We start from the raw sequence: 20,482 nt of genomic DNA, 5'->3' as shown, positions 1-20,482 counted from the left end.
GTGGCATTGCCCGGGGCCAAGATGCAGGCCGGAGTTACCGTTCTGTTCGCCAAGTATCCCTGGCCCATGCACATGCCCCTGGGTATGTTGCCTCCGCGCCGCCGCCCAGACCCCCCGCGCCCGGAGGTAGACCCCGTGTTTGGCATGCCCCTTTCACGTACTCGCCGCAAGACCGCCCTCGCCACCGCCTTCGGCGTCACCGCCGCTGGCGCCGCCCTGTGGGCCGGCGTCGGAGCGGCCGCCCAGCCCGCCCACGCCGCGGGCCTTCCGGCCCCCGACCACATCGTCGTCGCGGTCTTCGAGAACCACGCCTACGACCAGGTCATCGGCAGCTCCAGCGCCCCCTACATCAACTCCCTCAAGAGCGGGGGCGCCAACCTCACCAACTCCTTCGGCGTCACCCACCCCAGCCAGCCCAACTACCTCCAGCTCTTCTCCGGCTCCAACCAGGGCGTCACCGACGACAGCTGTTACACCCCCGCGTTCAGCTCCGCGCCCAACCTGGCCTCCGAGCTGATAGCCGCCGGCAAGAGCTGGACCAGCTACAACGAGACCCTCCCCAGCCAGGGCTCCACCACGTGCAGCAGCGGCAAGTACGCCCGCAAGCACAACCCCTGGTTCGCCTTCTCCAACGTGCCCACCAGCACGGCCAAGACCATGACGCAGTTCCCGACGGACTTCACCACCCTGCCCAAGGTGTCCTTCGTCGTCCCCAACCTCTGCAGCGACATGCACGACTGCTCCGTCGGCACCGGCGACACCTGGCTCAAGAACAACCTCAAGGCCTACGCGGACTGGGCCAAGACCCACAACAGCCTGCTCGTCGTCACCTTCGACGAGGACAACCGGCTCGCCGGCAACAAGATCCCGACCGTGCTCTACGGCCAGCCCGTCACCCCGGGCAGCACCTCCTCCACCACCTACAACCACTACGACGTGCTGCGCACCCTGGAGGGCCTGGCCGGCCTGAGCACCCACGCCGGGAACGCCGCCGGCGCCAAGGACATCACGGGCATCTGGACCTCCTGACCATGTACGTTGCGGACAGTCGCGGTACTCCCGCGCCCGCCGTGACCCCCGAGCCACAGGCCGTCGTCCCGGGCTCCGGCCCGGGGCGGCGCGCCGCGCTCGCGCCCACGGTCCTCGCCCTCGGCACGGTCAGCCTGATCACCGACGTCTCCTCCGAGATGGTCACGGCCGTGCTCCCGCTCTACCTCGTCGCCGGACTGGGCCTCACCCCCCTCGGCTTCGGACTCCTCGACGGCCTCTACAACGGCGTCAGCGCCCTGGTCCGGCTCACCGGAGGCCACCTCGGCGACCGCCTCGGCCGGCACAAGGCCCTCGCGGGCATCGGCTACGGGCTCTCCGCCGTGTGCAAACCGCTGCTGCTGCTCGCGCACACCCTGCCCGCCATCGGGGCGGTGCTCGCCCTCGACCGCACCGGCAAGGGCCTGCGCACCGCACCGCGCGACGCCCTGATCTCGCTTGCCGCCGCCCCCGCCGAACGCGGGCGGGCCTTCGGCGTGCACCGGGCCATGGACACGGCCGGTGCGCTCATCGGCCCGATGCTCGCCTTCCTGATCCTGCGCGGCGCCGCCGACGGCTACGACGCCGTCTTCACCGTCAGCGCCTGCGTGGCCGCCCTCGGCGTGCTCGTCCTGGTGCTCTTCGTGCCCGGCCGCCGCACCCGGCCGGCCGCCGACGCGGCCCCCGTCTCGCTGAAAGCCTCCGTAGGGCTGCTGCGCGGTCCGGGCCTGCGCCGCATCGCCCTGTGCGCGCTGCTGCTGGGCCTGTGCACCGTCAGCGACGCCTTCGTCTTCCTGCTGCTCCAGCGGGCCGGCCACATCCCCGACCGCTGGTTCGCCCTGCTGCCGCTCGGCACCGCCGCCGCGTTCTTCCTCCTCGCGCTGCCGCTCGGCCGGCTCGCCGACCGCGTGGGCCGCCGCCGGGTCTTCCTCGGCGGCCACCTCGCGCTGCTCGCCGCCTACGTACTGCTGTTGACCGGCGGTGCACACCCCGCGCTGCCGTACGCGGTGCTCCTGCTGCACGGCGGGTTCTACGCGGCCACCGACGGGGTGCTCATGGCCGCCGCGGCCGCCGTTGTGCCCGGGGAGCACCGCGGGGGCGGCCTCGCGCTCGTCCAGACCGGGCAGGCCCTCGCCCGGTTCGCCGCCTCCCTGGGCTTCGGCGCGGCCTGGACCGTCTGGGGCGCCCGCCCCGCGCTGGTGGTGGCCGCCGGGCTGCTGGCCGTCGCCCTCGCCGGCTGCGCGCGGCTGTACTCCGCGGACACGGACGCCGAAGCGGTCGCCGACGCCGCCTGAACCCTCCCCTCGCCATCCCCCGCGTGACCGAAAGGCCCCCATGACCCTCCAACGCCGGATCCTGATCCTCGTCACCGCCGTCGTGCTGCTCGCCGCCGTGGGGGTGCTCGCCGTCGTACGGGCCTCGTCGCGGGCAGACGAGAAGAACCGGACCCGGGCGGGAGGCCCCGAAGTCACCCGGGGCGCCGTCTCCTTGGCCCCGGCGGACGGCGGCCCGCGGATCGTGTTGCGGAACATGGCGTGGGGCCCGCACCGCGACGAACTCGTCACCGTCCCGGCCGCCTCGCCCGGCGGACCCCGCACCGCCTCCGGCGTGAGCTGCCTGCGCTTCCACTCCGCGGCCGGCACCGGGATCTGCCTCCAGGCCGAGAAGGGCGGAGTCCAGGAGCAGTACCGGGCGGTCGTGCTGGACGCCCACCTCAAAGCGGTCTCCTCGCACCCGCTCGCCGGGATCCCCACCCGGGCCCGCGTCTCGCCCGGCGGGCACCTCGCCGCCTGGACGGTGTTCGTCGGCGGGGACTCGTACGCCGGTACGGACTTCTCCACCCGGACCTCACTGCTCGACCTGCGCACCGGCCGGTACGACGCCTCGCTGGAGGACTTCACCATCGTCAAGGACGGCAGGACGTACCAGAACGCCGACGTCAATTTCTGGGGCGTCACCTTCGCCGCCGACGAGAAGACCTTCTACGCGACGCTCGCCACCGGCGGCCGGACCTACCTGGTCCGCGGGGACCTCACCGCCCGTACGGTGACCACGCTCCGCGAGAACCTGGAATGTCCCTCCCTCTCACCGGACGGCACCAGGCTGGTGTTCAAGAAGCGGGTGCCGGGCCTGTCCGCCGACGCGCCGTGGCGGCTCTACGCCCTGGACCTGGCCACGATGGAGGAGACCCCGCTCGCGGAGCAGCGCAGCGTGGACGACCAAGTGGTGTGGAAGGACGACCGGACCGTCGTCTACGCGCTGCCCGGCGACTTCGGCGCCGACCTGTACGCGCTGCCCGCCGACGGCACGGGCACCCCGGCCCCGCTCATGACGTCGGCCCTCGCCCCTGCCTTCCTCGGCGGGTAGCCGGGAGGCCGGGGCGAGGGCCGCCGGAGAAGGACCGTTACGCCGGAACCAGCGTCTTGCGCCGCCGCCTGCGCGGCGCGGCGGGCGCCAGCCTGAGCTCGATGATCGAGCGGACCGTCGGCCACTCCTCGTCCAGGATCGAGTAGAAGGCCGTGCTGCGCACAGCGCCGTCCAGCCCCCGCGAATGGGCCCGGCGCACGCCTTCGCAGGTGAAGCCGAGACGTTCCATCGCGGCCCGCGAACGGCCGTTGCGGGCGTCCGCGCGCAGCGAGACGCGGCGCACGCCCCAGGTCTCGAAGGCGTGGTGGAGCATGAGCAGCTTGGCCTCGGTGTTGATGCCGGTGCCCTGCGCCTGCGGGGACAGCCAGGTGTTGCCGATCTCGGCGGCGTCGGGGACCGCCGTCACCGGATCGCCGAACGGGACCCCCACCACGGCCGGCCACACGAGCGGCCCCTGCCAGTAATCGAGTTCCAGGAACCGGGTCGAACCGACGACCCGCCCGTCGGTGGCTCTGACCACCGCGAACGGGAGGGATCGACCGGCCGCCTGATCGGCCAGCGCGCGGTCGATGTACTCGCGGGACGCCTGCAGCCCGTGCGGCACGGGAGTGAAGGCGTAAGTCGTACGATCCTCGGCACCGGCCACGGCCAGGGCCTCGGTGTGGTGGGGGGCGAGGGGCTCCAGCCGCACGGAGCGGCCGGCGAGGAGTACGGGTACGGGCACGGAGCCTTCGGTCCTTCTGGGCGGTGGGGTGGTTGCACAGTCTGCGCTCCTGACGTCACCCCCCGCGCAAAACGCGGGTGAAAGGCAACGGGCTGTCAGGTGAACGCGAGTGGCTCAATGTAGCTCCTTAAAGTGCTCCCATGAACCCCCAAAATGGCAACGCCGCGACGATGTTTTTCGATGACCTTGGTCGCCGGGGCGCGGAGCCCGTGCTCCTGGTCCACGGACACCCGTTCAACCGCACGATGTGGGCTCCCCAGACCACTGCGCTGACCGCCGCCGGCTACCGCGTGATCGCCCCTGACCTGCGGGGATACGGGGAAAATCCGGCGCGCCCAGGCGTCACTCCCTTCGCCGCGTTCGCCGACGACCTCGTCGCCCTCCTCGACCACCTGGACATCGAACAGGCGGTCGTCGGCGGGGTGAGCATGGGTGGTCAGATCGCGATGGAACTCTGGTTGCGCCACCCGGGTCGGATAAGGGGCCTGGTCCTGTCCGACACGTCCCCGGTTCCGGAGACGGAGGAGGGCAAGACGTTCCGTCGCGAGCTCGCGGACCGGCTCCTCGCCGAGGGCATGAAGCCGTACGCCGACGAGGTCATCGACAAGATGCTGGCGCCCTACAACGTCGCCGCGATGCCGCAGGCCGCCGCCACCGTCATGAACATGATGTGCGCCACCGACCCCGAGGGGGCGGCCGCCGCCCTGCGCGGCCGGGCCGAGCGACCCGACTACCGTCCCGCCCTCGCCGCACTGCCCGAGTCCGTGCCCTGCCTGGTGCTGGTCGGCGCGGACGACGTCTACACCCCCGTCGCGGACGCCCGGGCCCTGCACGCGCTCATCGCCCACTCCCGGCTCGCCGTGATCGACCGGGCCGGGCACCTGCCGGGCGTGGAGCAGCCGGAGGCCTTCAACCGGGCGCTGCTGGACTTCCTCGCGGACGGCCGGTCCGGGCGGCAAGTGGCCCGCTGAAATGCCGCCCCACTGGCCCATGGCGGCGGGCCGGTGGGCTGGTCCAATGACCGGGTGACCATACGCTTCCTGCCCCCACCCGGAGCGCCGCGCCGCCTGGCCGCCGCCCAGCTGGGCAATTCCGTCGGCGACGGCGCCTACTACGTGTGTTCGGCGCTCTACTTCAACCAGGTGGTGGGTCTCTCGCCCGGCCGGATCGGCCTCGGCCTGACCGTGGCCTGGGCCCTCGGCTCCGTCGCCGGCGTCCCGCTCGGGGCCCTCGCCGACCGGCGCGGGCCCCGCGGCACCTCGGTACTCCTGGCGGTGGCCACCGCCGCCTCGGTGGCGTCGTTCCTCGTCATCCGCTCGTTCTGGGCGTTCCTGCTCGCGGTGGTCTGCTACGCCACCGCCCAATGCGGGTTCGCAGCCGCCCGTCAGGCGCTGCTCGCCGCAGTGGTCGAGCCGGGGGAGCGGACCGGGGTACTGGCCCACCTCCAGGCCGTCCTCAACGCCGGGCTCGCGGTGGGCGCGGCCCTCGGCGGGCTCGCCCTGAGCGCCGGCACCGAGCGCGCCTACCTCACGGTGTTCGCGCTGGACACGGCCGGCTTCCTGCTCTGTGCCGCGCTGCTGCTGCGCTTGCCCGCAGTGGCACCCGTACCGGGGAGGGGGACCGGGGAGCCGCGGTTGGCGGTGCTCCGCGACCGGCCGTACGCCCTGGTCACGCTGCTCAACGCGGTCCTGCTGCTGCGGATGCCGCTGCTGAGCCTGGCGGTCCCGCTGTGGATCGTGGAGCGCACCCACGCCCCCGGCTGGCTGGCGTCGGCGCTGTTCGTGCTCAACACCGGCGCCGTGATGCTGTTCCAGGTGCGCGTGGCCCGGCAGGTGACCGGCCTGGAGAGCGCGGGCCGGGCCGTGCGCCGCTCCGGGCTCGTGATGGCCGCCTCCTGCGCGGTGTTCGCCGTCTCCGCGCTGCCGGGGGCCGGGTGGGCCGCCGCCCTGCTGCTCGTGGGGGGCGCCGTGCTCCAGGTCGACGCCGAGATGCGCCAGTCCGCCGGGTCCTGGCAGATCGGCTTCGCGCTCGCCCCCGCCGGGCGGGTGGGCCAGTACCAGGGCTTCTTCGGGACGGGTGTGCCGGTCGCCCGGACCGTGGGGCCGCTGCTGCTGACCTCGCTGCTCCTGGTGTGGGGCATCCAGGGGTGGCTGCTGCTGGGCGCCGTGCTGGCGGTCGCGTCGTACGCCATGGGTCCGGCGGTGCGCCGGGCCGGGGCCGTTCACCGGCGGAGCGAGCCCTCGAGTGCCGTCGTAGGAGGGTGAAGTCCTGCGGGAGGCGGCCGCCTGGGATCATCACCGGATGGAAGAGACCGCTATGGAGGACGTGCTGCGGCGCCTGGCCGCCGTCGGGCCGTTCTTCCGCGTGCCGTACAGGGACACGCCGCCCGGGGCGGGCTTCCGGCCGCTCGCGGAGCTGTACGGGGACGGGCTCGGGCCCTATGTCGCCGAGATCGGGCGACGGATCGGCACCGGGGCGGGCCGGGTGGCCGCCTCGACCGCGCAGTTCGGCATCGCCTCGCGGCTGTGGTCGCTCGGGCTGGGATGCGCGGCGCTCTCCGGGCGCGTGCCGGACCTCGGCCCCGACCGCGTGTGGTGGCGGCTGCCCGGGTCGGGTTCGCTGGAGCTGTGGCTGCCCGACCCGGGTTGCCGCGCACAGGGCGCCGAGTCCCTCGGGGAGATCGTGCCCGGCCACCTCGGTGTGCTGGACGCGCAGCTGCGCGAGCGGTTCGGGGTATCGCCCCTGGTACTGCGCGGGAACAGCGCCTCGGCCCTGGTCGGCGCGTTGCGCGTACTGATGGACCGGATACCGGGAGGGGCGGCGGTACGACTCGCCGAGGCCTTGCTCGCTGACGGCGCCCCGCTCGGCGGGACGGGCACCTTCCTCCACGAGGAGGGCCTCGGCGTGGCCTTCGTCCGCCGCAGCTGCTGCCTCTACTACCGGGTGCCCGGCGGCGGCCTCTGCGGGGACTGCGTCCTGCGGACGAGATGACGGAGCGGGCTGTGGGGTGCGGCAGGACCGCACCCCACAGCCCGCGGGGCCGGGGACCTAGAAGGTCAGGTTCCAGGCGTCGATCTTGCCGGTGTCGGAGGCGGCGTTGTCGTTGACGCGCAGCTTCCAGGTGCCGTTCGCCACCTCGGAGGAGGCGTTCACGGTGTAGGTCTGGGCGATGTTGTCGGTGCTGCCGCCGGCCCGGTTGTGCAGGGTGTAGACCGAGCCGTCCGGAGCCACCAGGTCGACCTTCAAGTCACCGATGTAGGTGTGCTTGATGTCCACGCCCACCTTGAGGGTGGCCGGCGCGTTGCCGGTCACTCCCGAGACGGTGATCGGGCTCTCCACGGTCGCGTTGTCGGCGATCGCGAAGTCCGCGAGGTTCTCGAAGTACTTGCCGGGCGGCGGGGTGGTCCCGACCGCCTTGAGGGCGTCGACCTGGCCCTCGCCGAAGAACGAGTTGTTGGCCGTGGTGCCCGTGCAGCGGTTGTCCGAGGGGCAGGCGATGTCGTTGGCCTGGGCGGCCAGCTTGGCGCGGATCTGCGCCGGGGTGATGCCCGGGTTGGCACTGGCGATGAGCGCCGCCACGCCGACCACGTGCGGGGTGGCCATCGAGGTGCCGCTCTTGGTGCTGTAGCCGCCGCCGGGGGCCGTGGAGTAGACGTTGCTGCCCGGAGCCGCCACGTCGATGACGCCCTGGCCGTAGTTGGAGAACGAGGCCTTGGTGACGCCCGTGCCGTTGGCCGCGACCGTGACCACGCCCGGCAGTTCGGTCGGGATGTCGAGGCAGGCGTTGGTGATGGTGCGGGTGACCGGCGTCGAGTCGTTCGGGCTCGCGGAGTCGGTCGTCTTGTGGGCGAGGTCGTAGTCCTCGTTGCCCGCCGCGGCGATCTGGAGCGAGCCCTTGCCCTCGGCGTACTCCTGGGCGCGCTTGACGCCCTCGATGATGGCGGCCTGATCGGCGTTGTCCGGGCAGTTGAACTGCCACGGGTCCGTGTAATAGCTGTTGTTGGTGACCTTGAAGCCGTGGTCACCGGCCCAGACGAAACCGCAGATGGTGTTCTCGGCGAAGAAGAACGCGTTGCCCGGCTCGGCGACGCGGACCGCGGAGATCTTCACACCGGGGGCCACGCCGACGACGCCCTTGCCGTTCTTGGCCGCGGCGATGGTGCCCGCCACGTGGGTGCCGTGGGTGTCCACGTCCCGCCACGCACCCGCACGCGTGTCGGGCTTGCCGTAGGCGCAGGAGACGGAGTCGGCCGCGTTGAAGTTGGGCGCGAGGTCCTGGTGCTGGTCGTCCATACCGGTGTCCAGGATGCCGACCTTGACCGACGCGGAGCCGGGGTTGACGGCCCAGGCCTGGTCCGCCTTGATCTGGCTCATGTCGGCCCGGACCGGCTCGCCGGCCGGGGTCGACGCCTGGGCCGGGTTGGCGGGCAGCGCCGGGTTGTAGGCGTCTGCCGGGACGTCCGAGGTGCGGGTGGCGCCGACCTGCTGGACGCCGGCGACGCCGCGCATGGTCGCGGCGAAGCCGCTGGACGCGGAGTGGGCCACGATCACGCCGATGGCGTCGAAGCTGGAGAAGACGGTGCCGCCGTTGGCCGTGATGGCCGAGCGGACCGCCGTGCTGTCACCGGGAGCGGTGATGACCAGGTAGGCGCGCGTGCCGGCAACCCAGGTCGCACTCTGGGAAGCCGGCGCGGCGGCCGGAGCGTGGGCCTTGGCGGCCGGCGCGGTGGAGGGGGCGACGGGGAGAGTGCCCGCGAGGGCGCCGGGTGCGCCGAACGCGAGGGCGGCGCCGAGGGCGGCCGCGAGCACCAGCGTCCGTCGAGGTCGGCTGGATATGTGGGGTATCAATGCGTCCTCCGAAGACGGCCCGGCGGTGCTGGTGGCACCGTCGGGCCGTGCGAAACGAGTGGTGGACGCAAGATGTCAGACACGTGGCCCTGTACGGAAGTACCTTTCAGTTCAGGGACGTTCCGAGGGGCATGGCTGAAAATCGACGGTCGGGAAGGTTCGGATGAGGGTGAGGGTGAGGGTGAGGGAAGCCGGCCGGGCCGGGCACCGTGGGGGCGAACCCCGCCCGGCCGGTCCCGGTCTCAGGCGGCCGGTACCCCGTCCTTGCCGGCTCCCGTCCGGACGGGCGCGGGCACGGGCGCGGGCGGTTCGCCCGGCAGCAGGGGCGCGTGCCCGTCCCCGGTCGGCGCGTTCTCATCGAACGGGAGTCGCCCGGACAGGACTTCGCCGGCCCGGGCGCGGTCGAACTCCTTGGTCCACGTCCCGATGAGGACCGTCGCGATCGCGTTGCCCGCGAAGTTCGTCATCGCCCGCGCCTCGCTCATGAAGCGGTCGATACCCACGATCAGGCCCACTCCGTCGACCAGTTCCGGCCGGTGGGACTGCAGGCCGCCGGCCAGTGTGGCGAGGCCCGCTCCGGTCACTCCGGCCGCGCCCTTCGAAGCCACGATCATGAAGAGCAGCAGCGAGATCTGCTCACCCAGCGCGAGGGGCTTGTCCATCGCCTCGGCCACGTACAGCGAGGACATCGTCAGGTAGATCGCGGTCCCGTCCAGGTTGAAGGAGTAGCCCGTCGGCACGGTGATGCCGACCACCGGACGCGAGACGCCGACATGTTCCATCTTCGCGATCAGCCGCGGCAGCGCCGACTCCGACGAGGAGGTGGACAGGATCAGCAGGAACTCCCGCCCCAGGTAGCGCAGCAGGGCGAACACGCTGATCCCCGTACACAGCCGCAGCAGTGTCCCGAGCACCACGAACACGAACAGCACACAGGTGACGTAGAAGCCGATCATGATGACTGCCAGCGATTTCAGCGCGTCGACACCCGTCGCGCCGACCACCGCCGCGATCGCGCCGAAGGCGCCCACGGGAGCCGCCCACATGATCATCGCGAGCACCCGGAACACCAGCTTCTGCAGGTGGCCGATCCCGCGCAGCAGCGGTTCGCCCGCCGTTCCCATCGCCTGGAGCGCGAAGCCGCAGAGCAGCGCCACCAGCAGGGTCTGGAGCACCTGGCCGCCGGTGAAGGCGGAGACCAGCGTCGTCGGGATGATCCCCAGCAGGAACTCCGGCGTGCTCTGCGCGCCGCCCGCCTTGGCCTGCGCCTCACCGGCGTGCCGTGCCGCCTCCGTCAGGTGCAGCCCGCTGCCGGGCTCCAGCAGGTTGCCCACCAGCAGTCCGATGGCCAGCGCCACCGTGGACATCACCATGAAGTAGCCGAGGGCCAGTCCGCCGACCGCGCCCACCTTCGCGGCCTTGCGCACCGAGCCGATGCCCAGCACGATCGTGCAGAAGATCACGGGCGAGATCATCATCTTGATGAGGTTCACGAAGCCCGTGCCCAGCGGCTTGAGTTCGACGGCCACGCCGGGCGCGGCGAAGCCGACGGCGACGCCGAGCAGCACCGCGGCGATCACCGCGATGTAGAGATAGTGGGTCCTGTCGCGCCTGGCGGCCACGATGCCTCCTGGTGGTGAATGCGTTCCGGGAGACCATCGCCCACCCTGTGACCCCGGTCACCCTTGCGTTCATTGAGTTCACGGCCCGGTGCACACTGAACGGCATGTTCCGCCTCCCCCGACCACCCCGCAGCCTCGCCGGGCAGCTCTTCGCCATGCAGGTGCTGCTGGTCGCCGTCGTCGTCGCGGGGTGCGCGGTCTTCGCCTACGCGAGCGCGCGCGGGCAGGCCGAGGACGCCGCCCGGCGCCAGGCCGGGGCCGTGGCCAGGGCCGTCGCGGACTCGCCCTCCGTCCGCGAGGCGGTACGGGGCGCGGGGCGCGGGAGCGACCCCTCGGCCGCCCTCCAGCCCTACGCCCAGCGGGTCCGCGCCGACTCGGGCGTGGACTTCGTGACGATCATGGCGCCGGACGGGCGGCGCTGGACCCACCCCGACCCGCGGCGCATCGGCGAACCCTTCCTGGGCAACACCGCCCCCGCGCTGCGCGGTGAGACCTTCAGCGAGACCTACACCGGCACCCTCGGCCCGTCCATAAGGGTGGTCACCCCGCTGCTGGACGGCGGCCGGGTCGTCGGCATGGTCAGCGCGGGCATCACCATCCGCGCGATCAGCGCCCGCCTCGCGCAGCAGCTCACGGCGCTCGCCTGGGTCGCGGCCGCCGCCCTCGCGCTCGGCGGCGCCGGTACGTACGTGGTCAACGCCCGGCTGCGCCGGCACACCCACGGCATGAACGCCGCCGAGCTCAGCCGGATGTACGACTACCACCAGGCGGCCCTGCACGGCGTCCGCGAGGGCCTGCTGATGCTGGACGGCCGGCGCAGGATCACCCTGATCAACGACGCCGGGCGGGAGCTGCTGGGTCTCGCGGGGGAAGTGCGGGGCACCGGCGCGGCCGAGCTCGGGCTGCCCGCACCGCTGACCGGGGCCCTGCTCGCCGACCGGCCCCGGGTCGACGAGCTCCACCTGACGGCCGACCGGGTACTCGTGGTCAACAGCTCCCCCGTGGCGGGCGGCGGCCGCCGCGGTACGGTGGTCACCCTGCGCGACCACACCGAACTCCAGGCCCTCGCGGGGGAGTTGGACAACGAGCGGGGTTTCACCCAGGCGCTGCGCTCCCAGGCCCACGAGGCGGCCAACCGCCTGCACACGGTGGTCTCCCTGATCGGACTCGGCCGGGTGGACGAGGCGGTGGAATTCGCCACGGCCGAACTGGAACTGGCGCAGGCCCTGACCGACGAGGTGGTCACCGCGGTCGGGGAGCCGGTGCTGGTGGCGCTGCTGCTCGGGAAGGCCGCGCAGGCGCACGAGCGCGGCGTCGAGCTGGTCGTCACCCCCGACAGCAGCGGCGCGGGCGGCGGCCCCGGGAGCCCGCCCGCGCGGGACCTCGTGACGGTGCTCGGCAACCTCCTCGACAACGCCGTCGACGCCCTCACCGGGGTTCCGGGCGCGCGCGTGCAGGTCACCGTCCGCTCCGACGGCCGGACGCTGCTGATCCGCGTCGCCGACAACGGTCCCGGGCTGCCGGAGGGGCCGGCGGTGGACGTCTTCCGGCGCGGCTGGTCCGGCAAGGGCGACGGGCGCGGGCTCGGCCTCGCCCTGGTCCGCCAGGTCGCGCACCGCCACGGAGGAGCAGCGGAGGCCGCACAGGGGCCGCAGGGCGGAGCGGTGTTCACCGTGACGCTGCCGCTGGGCGCCGCCGCCGCGTTGCCGCGGGATGACGCCGCTGTGCCGCCGCGGGGTGACGCCGGGACGCTGCCGCGGGGGGCAACCGGGACGCTGCCGCGCGGCGTGGACGGGGCCCGGCCGTGAGCGCGGCCGGGGAAGTGCGGGTGCTGGTCGTCGAGGACGACCCGGTGGTGGCCGACGCGCACGCGCTGTACGTCGGCCGGGTGCCCGGTTTCACCGCCGTCGGCGTCGCCCACTCGCTGGCCGAGGCCACCCGCGTCCTGGAACGCGGCCCCGTCGACCTGCTGCTGCTCGACCTCACCCTGCCCGACGGCAACGGGCTGCGCTTAGCGCGCGGCCTGCGGGCCGCCGGGCATCCCGTCGACGTGATCGCGGTGACCTCCGCGCGGGACCTGGCCGTCGTCCGCGAGAGCGTCTCGCTGGGCGTGGTCCAGTACGTACTGAAACCCTTCGCCTTCCCCACCCTGCGCGAGCGGCTGCTGCGTTACGCCGCCTTCCGTGCCACGGCGGGGGAGGCGGCCGGCCAGGGGGACGTCGACCGGGCGCTCGCCGCGCTGCGCGCCCCGGCCCCCGCCGAACTCCCCAAAGGCCTGAGCGCCCCGACCCTGGACCGGGTCGCGGCGCTGCTGCGGTCGGCCCCGGACGGGCTGACCGCAGCGGGGGCGGCCGGGGCGGCCGGGATCTCGCGGATCACCGCCCGCCGCTACCTGGAACACCTGGTCGACACCGGCCGCGCGGACCGTACCCCCCGGTACGGTCAGGTCGGCCGGCCCGAACTGCACTACCGCTGGCTGGCGGCGGCCGGCTCGGCGTCGAAGGTGTAGAACTTGCGGTGGTCGAGCATGTCGGCCGGCGTGACGTTGTTCCAGGGCCGCATGGTGTCGTTCAGGTCCACGACGTTCGGCGTGCCGGCGGCCGGCAGGTACGGGGACTGCGGGTGGCGGGCCTGCCACTCGGCCCACAGCTTGTCGATGTAGGCGTGGTGCAGCCAGAACACCGGGTCGTTGGGGGACACACCGGTGGCCATCTGGCCGCCGACCCACACGTGCACCCGGTTGTGCAGGTTGGCGCCGCGCCAGCCCTCCAGGTTGTTGCGGAAACCGTTCGAGGAGCTGTTCCAGGGGGCCGCGTCGTAGACCGGCATGGCGAGGACGGCCTCCACCTCGGCCTTGGTCGGCAGCTGGGCGACGCCCTCGCCGAGGGCCCGCCGCAGGTAGGCGCGTCCGTCGACCCGTACGTTCACCTCCCACTTGCCCGCCGCGTAGGCGAACGGCCCGTCCGTGACCTGCCCGTCGCGGGCGCGTCCGGTGCCGCCGAGGAAGTCGGCCGCCCAGAGGGAGGCGCGGGGCGTGCGGTCCGTGGTCCAGTCCCAGTAAGGGAGCGAAACGCTTTTGTCGACCGCTTGCAGGGCCGCCTCGAATTCGAGCAGGAAGCGGCGGTGCCACGGGAGGAAGGAGGGGGAGCGGTGGCCGACGCGGTCGCCCGCATCGGTGTCGCCCATGATGAAGCCGTTGTGGGTGGTGACGAAGCGGTCGTAGCGGCCGGTGCGCTTGAGTTCGAGCAGCGCGTTGGTGAAGGCGCGCTTCTCCTCGGCGGTGAGCGCGGCCTGGTTCTTGCGGACGGTCATCACATGTCACCCATCGGGACGAGGGCGGCGCCCTGGAGTTCGCGCACCGCGGCGCGGGCGAGCGAGAGCGGGTCGGAGAACGTCTCGTAGTGGTTGACGACGCTGATCCAGGTGCCGTCGGCGTTCTGCATCACGTGCAGTTCGCGGCCGTCTATCCGTACGGTGGGCAGACCGGCCGCGTGGTGACCGCCGTGGTGGGCGCCCCCGGCCGCGGGGGTGATCTGGATGCGGCGGCCCTGGTAGACCTCGTCGACGTTTGCGGTACTTCCGGCGTTGCCGGCCGATATCGCGGCGCGGGAGTCGGTGCCGGCGGCGTACGCGGTGGCGCCGGCCAGACCGAGGAAGGTGAGTGCGCCGGCTGTGGTGCCGAGGGCCTGCCGGCGGGTGATCTTGTTCATGGACGAAGAAGTACCAGCAGTGCCGGGGCAGTTGACCGCTATCCGGACATCGGCCGACAAGTTGTACATAGAACGAATCGCGCGATCTTTTCGTTCCGGCGGACGGGAGGGGCTTCCACGGGAAGATCTGCTACCGAAAGCCTACTCGCCGGTAATTATTGCGGCCGTATTGCCCCCGCATGAACGGGGTCACATCGGCGACTCGGCCGGAAGATATGACATCCGCTCAGACCGGATTGCGTTCTTTCATCACCTATAGTCCCGATATGGCTCTTCATGAGATGAAGGACGCACACGCCGACGACGCCGAGACGGACGTGTTCGCGTCCGCCCTCAGCGGCCAGGTCCTCCCCAAACACCGGATGCCGGAAGACCACTCGCCCACCGAGGTGGTCTACGAACTGCTGCGCAACGAACTCCTCCTCGACGGCAACGCCGCCCAGAACCTGGCCACGTTCTGCACCACCTGGTCCGACGACGGCGTGCACCGCCTGATGAACCAGTGCCTCGACAAGAACATGATCGACAAGGACGAGTACCCGCAGACCGCGGAGATCGAGGCCCGCTGCGTCAGCATCCTGGCCGACCTGTGGAACGCGCCCACCGGCGGCGCCGCCACCGGCTGCTCCACCACCGGCTCCAGCGAGGCCGCGATGCTCGGCGGCCTCGCCCTCAAATGGCGCTGGCGCACCCGCAGGCAGGCCGAGGGACTGCCCGCCGACCGGCCCAACCTCGTCTGCGGACCGGTACAGGTCTGCTGGGAGAAGTTCGCCCGCTACTTCGACGTGGAACTGCGCCAGGTTCCCCTGGAGCCCGGCGCGACCGGCCTGCGCCCCCACCAGGTCGCCGCGTACGTGGACGAGAACACCATCGGCGTCGTCGCGATCCTCGGCGTCACCTACACCTGCGTCTACGAGCCCGTCGCCGAGATCGCCGCCGCACTCGACCGCATCCAGGCCGAGCACGGCTGGGACGTACCGATCCACGTGGACGCGGCCAGCGGCGGCTTCGTCGCCCCCTTCCTCCACCCCGACGTCGTGTGGGACTTCACGCTCCCGCGCGTCGCATCCGTCAACGCCTCCGGGCACAAGTACGGGCTCGCGCCCCTCGGCGTCGGCTGGGTCGTGTGGCGCACCGCGGACCTGCTCCCCGACGAACTCGTCTTCGACGTGGACTACCTGGGCGGTGACATGCCCACCTTCGCCCTCAACTTCTCGCGCCCGGGCGGCGAGGTCATCGCCCAGTACTACCTCTTCCTGCGCCTGGGCCGCGGCGGCTACCGCCGCGTCCACCAAGCCTGCGCCGACACCGCCCAGTACCTGGCCCGGGAGATCGACGCACTCGGGCCCTTCACCCTGCTCTACGACGGCCAGGGCGCGCTGCCCGCCGTCTCCTACGAGCTGACCGACCCCGAGGGCGCCGGTTTCAGCCTCTACGACCTCTCCGAGCGGCTGCGCGCCCGCGGCTGGCAGGTGCCCTCGTACCCGCTGCCCGCCGACCGCGGTGACACGGTCATCCAGCGGGTCCTGATCCGCCACGGGGTGACCCGCGACCAGATCGCCCTGCTGGTCGCCGACATCGGACGGTCGGTGGAGAAGCTGCGGGCAACCCCGCAGGCGATCCCGGCGGGCCCGCCCCGGTCCGGGTTCCACCACTGAGCCGCGGCTCCGGACCGTCCGCTCACGACGCGGGCGCCGACCAGACCATGTCCAGCGCCGTCAGGTCCGCCACCCGCTCCGGGCTGAGGGAGGCGGCCCGGGCGCGCTGGTTGGCGATCCAGGAGCCGAGGCGGACCTCGCGCCCGTCCACCCGCTCCACGTGCGTGCGCGGCACCCGCAGGTGCCGCTCGCGGGTGCGGAACTGCCGGGCGGCCGCCAGGTGCGCCGCCCAGGCGGCGGCGTGGCTCAGCCGCTGCCGGGGCCGCTCCGCCTCGCTCGCCGGAGTCACCCCCAGGGTGTGTTCCAGCAGCCAGCGCTGGGCCCAGGACAGCCGGTCCCACGACAACCGCTGACCACGCACCCACAGGCCCAGGTCCTCACCCTGCGCCACCACCTCGCCCCGGCCGAGCGGCAACCCGCCGCCCGCGTCGAGGTGGACCCGCGTCAGGTGGAAGGCGCGCTGCCAGGAGATGTCCCAGGCCGGGCACCACGACGCGTCGATCTCCTCCAGCGCCTCCCGCCGCTCCTGGGACAGCGCCCCCGGACCCTCCCTGCGGGCCGCCGCCCGGTTGTTCTTGACCCACACCCCCACCGGGAAACCCCGCCAGGTGGCGTCGACGGGCGGCAGCAGGTGCCCGTGCTCCGCCGCCCAGGCGCGGGCCGCCGCCAGGCCCTCCTCGAAGGCCACGTCGAAATGGCTCCACACCATCCCGAGCCCGTCCAGCTGCGCCGTCCGCTCCCGGCTCAGGGCGCCGCGCCGGCAGGTGCGCCGCACGTCCGCGATCCACTGCCCGAGCGGGAACCGGGCCAGCCCGGCGGGCCACCCGGGGTCGCCCGCCGGCACCTTGTAGGCGAACGGCACCCTCAAGTCCCCGTGCACGGCCGCGTACGTCCGCGCGGCCTCCACCCCGCGCCGCCACTGCTCGTGCTCCGGGTTCAGCACCCGCAGCCGGATGAACGCCGCCAGCAGGGCCGGGTCCCGGGGGGTGGAGAAGCTCAGCAGGGCTTCCGCGCCCGGCCGGTGGGCCTGCGAGCCGGTCTTGCCGCCCGGCGCCTGCGGCTGGGCCAGCGCCTCGACGAGCCGGGTGTCGTGCGCCCGCAGCGCCTCCAGGAGCCGCGCGAGGTCCCCGTACGCCCGGGACGTCAGCATCGTCTCCGGTGTCTCGCCCGGGCCCAGCAGCACCGGCACCACCAGCGAGGCCACCTTCCCCTCGCCCGGCCGGATCCGTAGCGCCCGGCCCACGGCCTGCACCAGGTCCGGCATGGAACCCCGCACGTCGGCCCAGAAGACGGAATCGCACTCCTTGGTGTCGACGCCCTCACCCAGGACCCGGACGCTGCCGAGGAACGCCTTGTCGGCGACGCCGCCGGCGAACGCCTCCAGGACCCGCCTCCGGTGCGCAGCGGTGTGCTGCCCGCACAGCCAGTCCGCCCAGATGGTACGCGGATACTCCGGCCGCGGGGTACGGCTCGCCTGCCGCAGCCTGGCCGCGACCGCCGGGAGCCCCGCCGCGAAGGCCTCCGCCTCCTTGGTCAGGTGGTGGAAGACCAGCGTCCGCCGGAACCCCTGGTCCGCGGCCGCCTTCACCAGCGCCGCCTGGAGCGCCGCGAGCCGGGCCCCGCGCACCGCGTCCGAACGTCCTTCGGGGCCGATCAGGACCGCCGACTGGAAGTCGGGGTCGGACACGTCCACGCACACCACCCGGTACGGCGCGCAGATCCCCCGGTCGACGGCCTCGGACAGCGTGAGGGTGTAGCAGCGCGCCCCGAACGGGCCGTCCGCGTCGTCCTCCATCGAGGCGACGAGATCGCCCCGTCCGCGCTCTTCGCGGCCGCGTTCCCGCCGTCCGCGCCCTTCCCGGTCCGCCGGGATCCCGGCCCGTTCCGCGGCCAGGAGCTCCTCGGGCGGCTCGCCGTCGCGCCACACCCGAGGGGTCGCCGTCATGTACAGGCGCCGGACGGACGGGATCCGGGCGTTGTCGTGCACCACCGCCCACGGCTTGCCGATCCGCCCGGACGTGCGGTGCGCCTCGTCGACCACGATCAGGTCCCAGCCCGGCAGCCCGGCCCGGTGCGCGCCCTCGATGGTGCCCAGGCCCAGGGAGGCGTACGTGGCGTACACCGTCAGCCGCTGCGCGGGGGCCGCGCCCCAGCGCGCCAGCACCCCCGCGTCGGTGGTGGTGGGCACCCCCGCGTCCTCGGGCCGCATCGAACACACGGCCAGCGCCCGGCCGGTCCGGCCGCCCTCCCGCCAGACCGCCGTCGTCTGCGCGAGCAGGTCGAGCGAGGGCACCAGCACCAGGACCCGGCCCGCCCGCAGTTCCTCGGCGGAGCGCACGGCGACGAGGGACTTGCCGGAACCCGTGGCCATGATCACCTGGGTGCGCAGGCCCCTCTCGGGCACCCGGCCGGTCGGGGGCAGGTCGAGGGCGCGCACGACGGCGTCCACGGCCTCGCGCTGGTGCGGGCGGAGTTCCTGCCTTGCCACGTACCTCACCCTGCCCACTGTGATCTGCTGCTTTGGCTCCAGCTCCTATCTTGCCCGGATTTTGAGTCAGAAGGGGGAGGTGGGTGGCAAAGCCCCCGTGTCACATGCGGGCGGTCACACGTGGCCGGTCACACGCGGCCGGTCACATGCGGGCGCCGAAGTTCTGCGTCCACCAGGGGCCGCCGGGGCCCTGGTGGACTCCCACGCCGATGTCCTTGAAGGAGCAGTTGAGGATGTTCGCCCGGTGGCCCGGGCTGTTCATCCACGAGTTCATCACCGACTCCGGTGTCTGCTGACCCATCGCGATGTTCTCCCCGTACGTCGACCAGCGGTACCCGGCTGCGGTCGTCCGCGTGCCCGGGTCGCCACCATCGGGGTCGGTGTGCGAGAAGTAGGCCCGCCGCGCCATGTCGTCCGAGTGCCCCTGGGCGGCGTTGCGCAGCTGTGCGTCCTCCTTGAGGGGGCCGCATCCGGCCGCCGCCCGCTCCTTGTTGACCAGGGCGACCACCTGGGCGGCGGTCCCGCTCGGCGCGGCGGGCGCCGGGGCGGGGGCGGCCTCACGAGTCGCGGGCGGGGTGCTCCGGGTCCGCGACGGCGTCGGGGCGGCGCTCGAACTCGCCGACGGGGACGGCGAAGCGGAGGCCGAGGGGGAGACCGACGCGGACGGGGAGCCCGAGGGCGAGGCGGAGCCGGCGGCCGAGGGGGACGCGGCCCCCGCACCGGTCGTCGACAGCGCGGCCAGCGGGGAGGCGGGCGCTGTGCCGTCGGCCCGGTCGGAGCCCGAACCGGGCAGGGTGCCGAGGTAGGCCAGACCGCCGCCCGCCACGCAGGCGGCGACCACCGCTCCGGCGACGACCCGGCGGCGGTGCCGGCGCCGTCTGCGCTGCGCCCCGCGGCCGCCCGCCGGGTCGGCGCCCGCGTCGCCCGCGTCGCCCGCGTCGCCCGCGTCGCCCGACCGGCGCCGGGCCGCCCGGCCGGGACCCGGCACCACGGGCGCGAGCTGCGTGACGGCGTCCGCGAAGGCCCCGTCGGGACCGGCGCCGGTACCGGCTCCGGCGCTCGTGGCAAAGCCCTTGCCCGCGCCGGCGCCCGGTATCGCGCCGCCGGGTATCACGCCCGGCCCCGGTATCGCGCCGCCGGGCACCGCGCCGGCCCCCGGTACCGCGAACGCCGCGGCCGCCGCGGCGAAACCGGCGCCCGCGACGACCGACCGCACGCCCGCCAGCAGCGCCGCCCCGACCGGCACCAGCGCCAGCCCGGCCAGCAGCCCCTCCGCCGGGACCAGTCCGCTCCACAACCCCGAGCACCGCACGCACTCGCGGGCGTGCCGGGCCATCCGCTTGCGCCACAGCGCCGACGGCTGTCCGTCCCAGTTCGCCGCCACCGACCGCAGCGCCTCGCACGGCGGCTGCGCCTCCAGCGCCCGCTCCACCACCCGCGCGGCTTCCAGCTGGGCCTTCATCCGCTGCACCCGTACCGCCGTGTGCTGCGGCGAGAGTTCCAGGGCCGCAGCGACCTCGGCGCGGGTCAGCTCACCGGCGCACTCCAGCCACCACAGCGACAGCAGCGCCCGGTCGTCGGGCTCCAGCCAGCGCGTGGCGCGGGCCGTCTCGCGGCGCTGACCGGCCAGGTTGAGGCGCACGACCGTCAGGTCCGCGAAGTCGGCCCCCGGGTCGGCCACGTCCGCGGCCGCCTCCAGGCCGGTCGCACCGGTGCTGCGGTCCTGCCAGTGCGCCCGTATCCGGTTCATCGTGATCGCCACCAGCCAGGACCGGAAGTTGTCGTCGGCACGCAGCCCGGCCAGCCCGTCGAGCGCCCGCAGCATGGTGTCCTGCACCACGTCGTCGACGTCGCAGGACCCGTTCAGGGCCCGCCCGACGATGTTGTAGACGAGCGGCAGACAGGCACCGACGAGCTCGTCCTGCGCGCGGGGATCGCCCGCGCGGGCCGCTGCCACCAGCGCTGCCGTGTGCTGTGTACTCATGTGAAGTTTCCCTGTCCGTACCGGCGGTCGATGATGCCCAACGACTGGGAGACCG

General features: G+C 73.3%; 16 protein-coding genes. 9 read left to right on the top strand and 7 right to left on the bottom strand.

Going from position 1 to position 20,482, the window contains the following annotated elements; genetic code table 11:
* The first annotated feature begins 144 nt into the window (after positions 1-144).
* From OG861_RS04090 to OG861_RS04080, 3 genes are read left to right on the top strand one after another with little or no spacing between them, the layout of a single operon-like run.
* Complete coding sequence (locus OG861_RS04090) at positions 145-1,029, top strand: alkaline phosphatase family protein (RefSeq protein WP_330261248.1); 885 nt, start codon at positions 145-147, stop codon at positions 1,027-1,029.
* A gap of 2 nt (positions 1,030-1,031) precedes the next feature.
* Positions 1,032-2,321, top strand: coding sequence for an MFS transporter (locus OG861_RS04085; protein WP_329200424.1), 1,290 nt, complete (start codon positions 1,032-1,034; stop codon positions 2,319-2,321).
* Positions 2,322-2,361: 40 nt separating this feature from the next.
* A complete protein-coding gene (locus tag OG861_RS04080; RefSeq protein ID WP_330261247.1) occupies positions 2,362-3,393 on the top strand; it encodes a TolB family protein in 1,032 nt (343 codons plus the stop codon).
* Positions 3,394-3,430: 37 nt separating this feature from the next.
* Here the strand turns inward: OG861_RS04080 and OG861_RS04075 are convergent, their stop codons facing one another.
* Positions 3,431-4,117: a GNAT family N-acetyltransferase gene (locus tag OG861_RS04075; RefSeq protein WP_329200428.1), complete on the bottom strand. Its 687-nt coding sequence runs from the start codon at positions 4,115-4,117 to the stop codon at positions 3,431-3,433.
* A gap of 140 nt (positions 4,118-4,257) precedes the next feature.
* On the opposite strand from OG861_RS04075, the gene OG861_RS04070 reads away from it, so the two are divergent.
* Genes OG861_RS04070 through OG861_RS04060 form a run of 3 tightly spaced genes read left to right on the top strand, consistent with a single transcriptional unit; the run spans position 4,258 to position 7,108 of the window.
* Positions 4,258-5,088 (top strand): alpha/beta fold hydrolase, encoded by an 831-nt coding sequence (locus tag OG861_RS04070; RefSeq protein WP_330261246.1) that lies wholly within the window; start codon positions 4,258-4,260, stop codon positions 5,086-5,088.
* Between the two features lie 54 nt (positions 5,089-5,142).
* A complete protein-coding gene (locus OG861_RS04065; RefSeq protein ID WP_330261245.1) occupies positions 5,143-6,381 on the top strand; it encodes an MFS transporter in 1,239 nt (412 codons plus the stop codon).
* Between the two features lie 37 nt (positions 6,382-6,418).
* On the top strand, positions 6,419-7,108 hold the full coding sequence (locus OG861_RS04060) for a (2Fe-2S)-binding protein (protein ID WP_330261244.1): 690 nt from the start codon (positions 6,419-6,421) through the stop codon (positions 7,106-7,108).
* 57 nt (positions 7,109-7,165) lie between these two features.
* Here the strand turns inward: OG861_RS04060 and OG861_RS04055 are convergent, their stop codons facing one another.
* Complete coding sequence (locus OG861_RS04055) at positions 7,166-8,926, bottom strand: S8 family peptidase (RefSeq protein ID WP_329202576.1); 1,761 nt, start codon at positions 8,924-8,926, stop codon at positions 7,166-7,168.
* Between the two features lie 281 nt (positions 8,927-9,207).
* Positions 9,208-10,587 (bottom strand): cation:dicarboxylate symporter family transporter, encoded by a 1,380-nt coding sequence (locus OG861_RS04050; RefSeq protein ID WP_330261243.1) that lies wholly within the window; start codon positions 10,585-10,587, stop codon positions 9,208-9,210.
* 155 nt (positions 10,588-10,742) lie between these two features.
* On the opposite strand from OG861_RS04050, the gene OG861_RS04045 reads away from it, so the two are divergent.
* Both OG861_RS04045 and OG861_RS04040 read left to right on the top strand, forming a co-directional pair.
* The gene (locus tag OG861_RS04045) at positions 10,743-12,395 is read left to right on the top strand and encodes a sensor histidine kinase (RefSeq protein ID WP_443064475.1); all 1,653 of its coding nucleotides are present in this window, start codon (positions 10,743-10,745) and stop codon (positions 12,393-12,395) included.
* Positions 12,392-13,096, top strand: a complete 705-nt coding sequence (locus OG861_RS04040; protein WP_330261241.1) for a response regulator — start codon at positions 12,392-12,394, stop codon at positions 13,094-13,096. The genes OG861_RS04045 and OG861_RS04040 overlap by 4 nt, the downstream gene beginning before the upstream one ends.
* Here OG861_RS04040 and melC2 read toward each other — a convergent pair.
* Positions 13,054-13,899, bottom strand: coding sequence for a tyrosinase MelC2 (gene melC2 / locus OG861_RS04035; protein WP_329200443.1), 846 nt, complete (start codon positions 13,897-13,899; stop codon positions 13,054-13,056). The genes OG861_RS04040 and melC2 overlap by 43 nt on opposite strands.
* Positions 13,899-14,297, bottom strand: coding sequence for an apotyrosinase chaperone MelC1 (gene melC1, locus OG861_RS04030; RefSeq protein ID WP_330261240.1), 399 nt, complete (start codon positions 14,295-14,297; stop codon positions 13,899-13,901). Before melC1 ends, melC2 begins: the two co-directional genes overlap by 1 nt.
* 266 nt (positions 14,298-14,563) lie before the next feature.
* On the opposite strand from melC1, the gene OG861_RS04025 reads away from it, so the two are divergent.
* Positions 14,564-15,955 carry a glutamate decarboxylase gene (locus tag OG861_RS04025; protein WP_330261239.1) on the top strand — a complete coding sequence of 464 codons (1,392 nt, stop codon included), beginning with the start codon at positions 14,564-14,566 and terminating at the stop codon, positions 15,953-15,955.
* A gap of 22 nt (positions 15,956-15,977) precedes the next feature.
* Here OG861_RS04025 and OG861_RS04020 read toward each other — a convergent pair whose 3' ends face one another.
* Positions 15,978-18,452 (bottom strand): Helicase associated domain protein, encoded by a 2,475-nt coding sequence (locus OG861_RS04020; RefSeq protein ID WP_443064453.1) that lies wholly within the window; start codon positions 18,450-18,452, stop codon positions 15,978-15,980.
* A 133-nt stretch (positions 18,453-18,585) separates the two neighbouring features.
* Entirely contained in the window at positions 18,586-20,427 is a 1,842-nt protein-coding gene (locus OG861_RS04015; RefSeq protein WP_330261238.1) for a sigma-70 family RNA polymerase sigma factor, read from the bottom strand.
* Between the last annotated feature and the right edge of the window lie 55 nt (positions 20,428-20,482).

The organism is Streptomyces sp. NBC_00539 (assembly GCF_036346105.1).
GTDB lineage: Bacteria > Actinomycetota > Actinomycetes > Streptomycetales > Streptomycetaceae > Streptomyces.
Note: the sequence above shows the minus strand (reverse complement) of the source record. Positions and strands in the feature narration are given on the sequence as shown.

Bases quoted from the DNA above. Each gene is read 5' to 3' on its own strand.
- OG861_RS04045 (WP_443064475.1), top strand. From the start codon at position 10,743: ATGCAGGTGCTGCTGGTCGCCGTCGTCGTCGCGGGGTGCGCGGTCTTC.
- OG861_RS04070 (WP_330261246.1), top strand. From the start codon at position 4,258: ATGAACCCCCAAAATGGCAACGCCGCGACGATGTTTTTCGATGACCTT.
- OG861_RS04090 (WP_330261248.1), top strand. From the start codon at position 145: ATGCCCCTTTCACGTACTCGCCGCAAGACCGCCCTCGCCACCGCCTTC.
- OG861_RS04085 (WP_329200424.1), top strand. From the start codon at position 1,032: ATGTACGTTGCGGACAGTCGCGGTACTCCCGCGCCCGCCGTGACCCCC.
- melC1 (WP_330261240.1), bottom strand. From the start codon at position 14,297: ATGAACAAGATCACCCGCCGGCAGGCCCTCGGCACCACAGCCGGCGCA.
- OG861_RS04025 (WP_330261239.1), top strand. From the start codon at position 14,564: ATGGCTCTTCATGAGATGAAGGACGCACACGCCGACGACGCCGAGACG.
- OG861_RS04015 (WP_330261238.1), bottom strand. From the start codon at position 20,427: ATGAGTACACAGCACACGGCAGCGCTGGTGGCAGCGGCCCGCGCGGGC.
- OG861_RS04080 (WP_330261247.1), top strand. From the start codon at position 2,362: ATGACCCTCCAACGCCGGATCCTGATCCTCGTCACCGCCGTCGTGCTG.
- melC2 (WP_329200443.1), bottom strand. From the start codon at position 13,899: ATGACCGTCCGCAAGAACCAGGCCGCGCTCACCGCCGAGGAGAAGCGC.
- OG861_RS04060 (WP_330261244.1), top strand. From the start codon at position 6,419: ATGGAAGAGACCGCTATGGAGGACGTGCTGCGGCGCCTGGCCGCCGTC.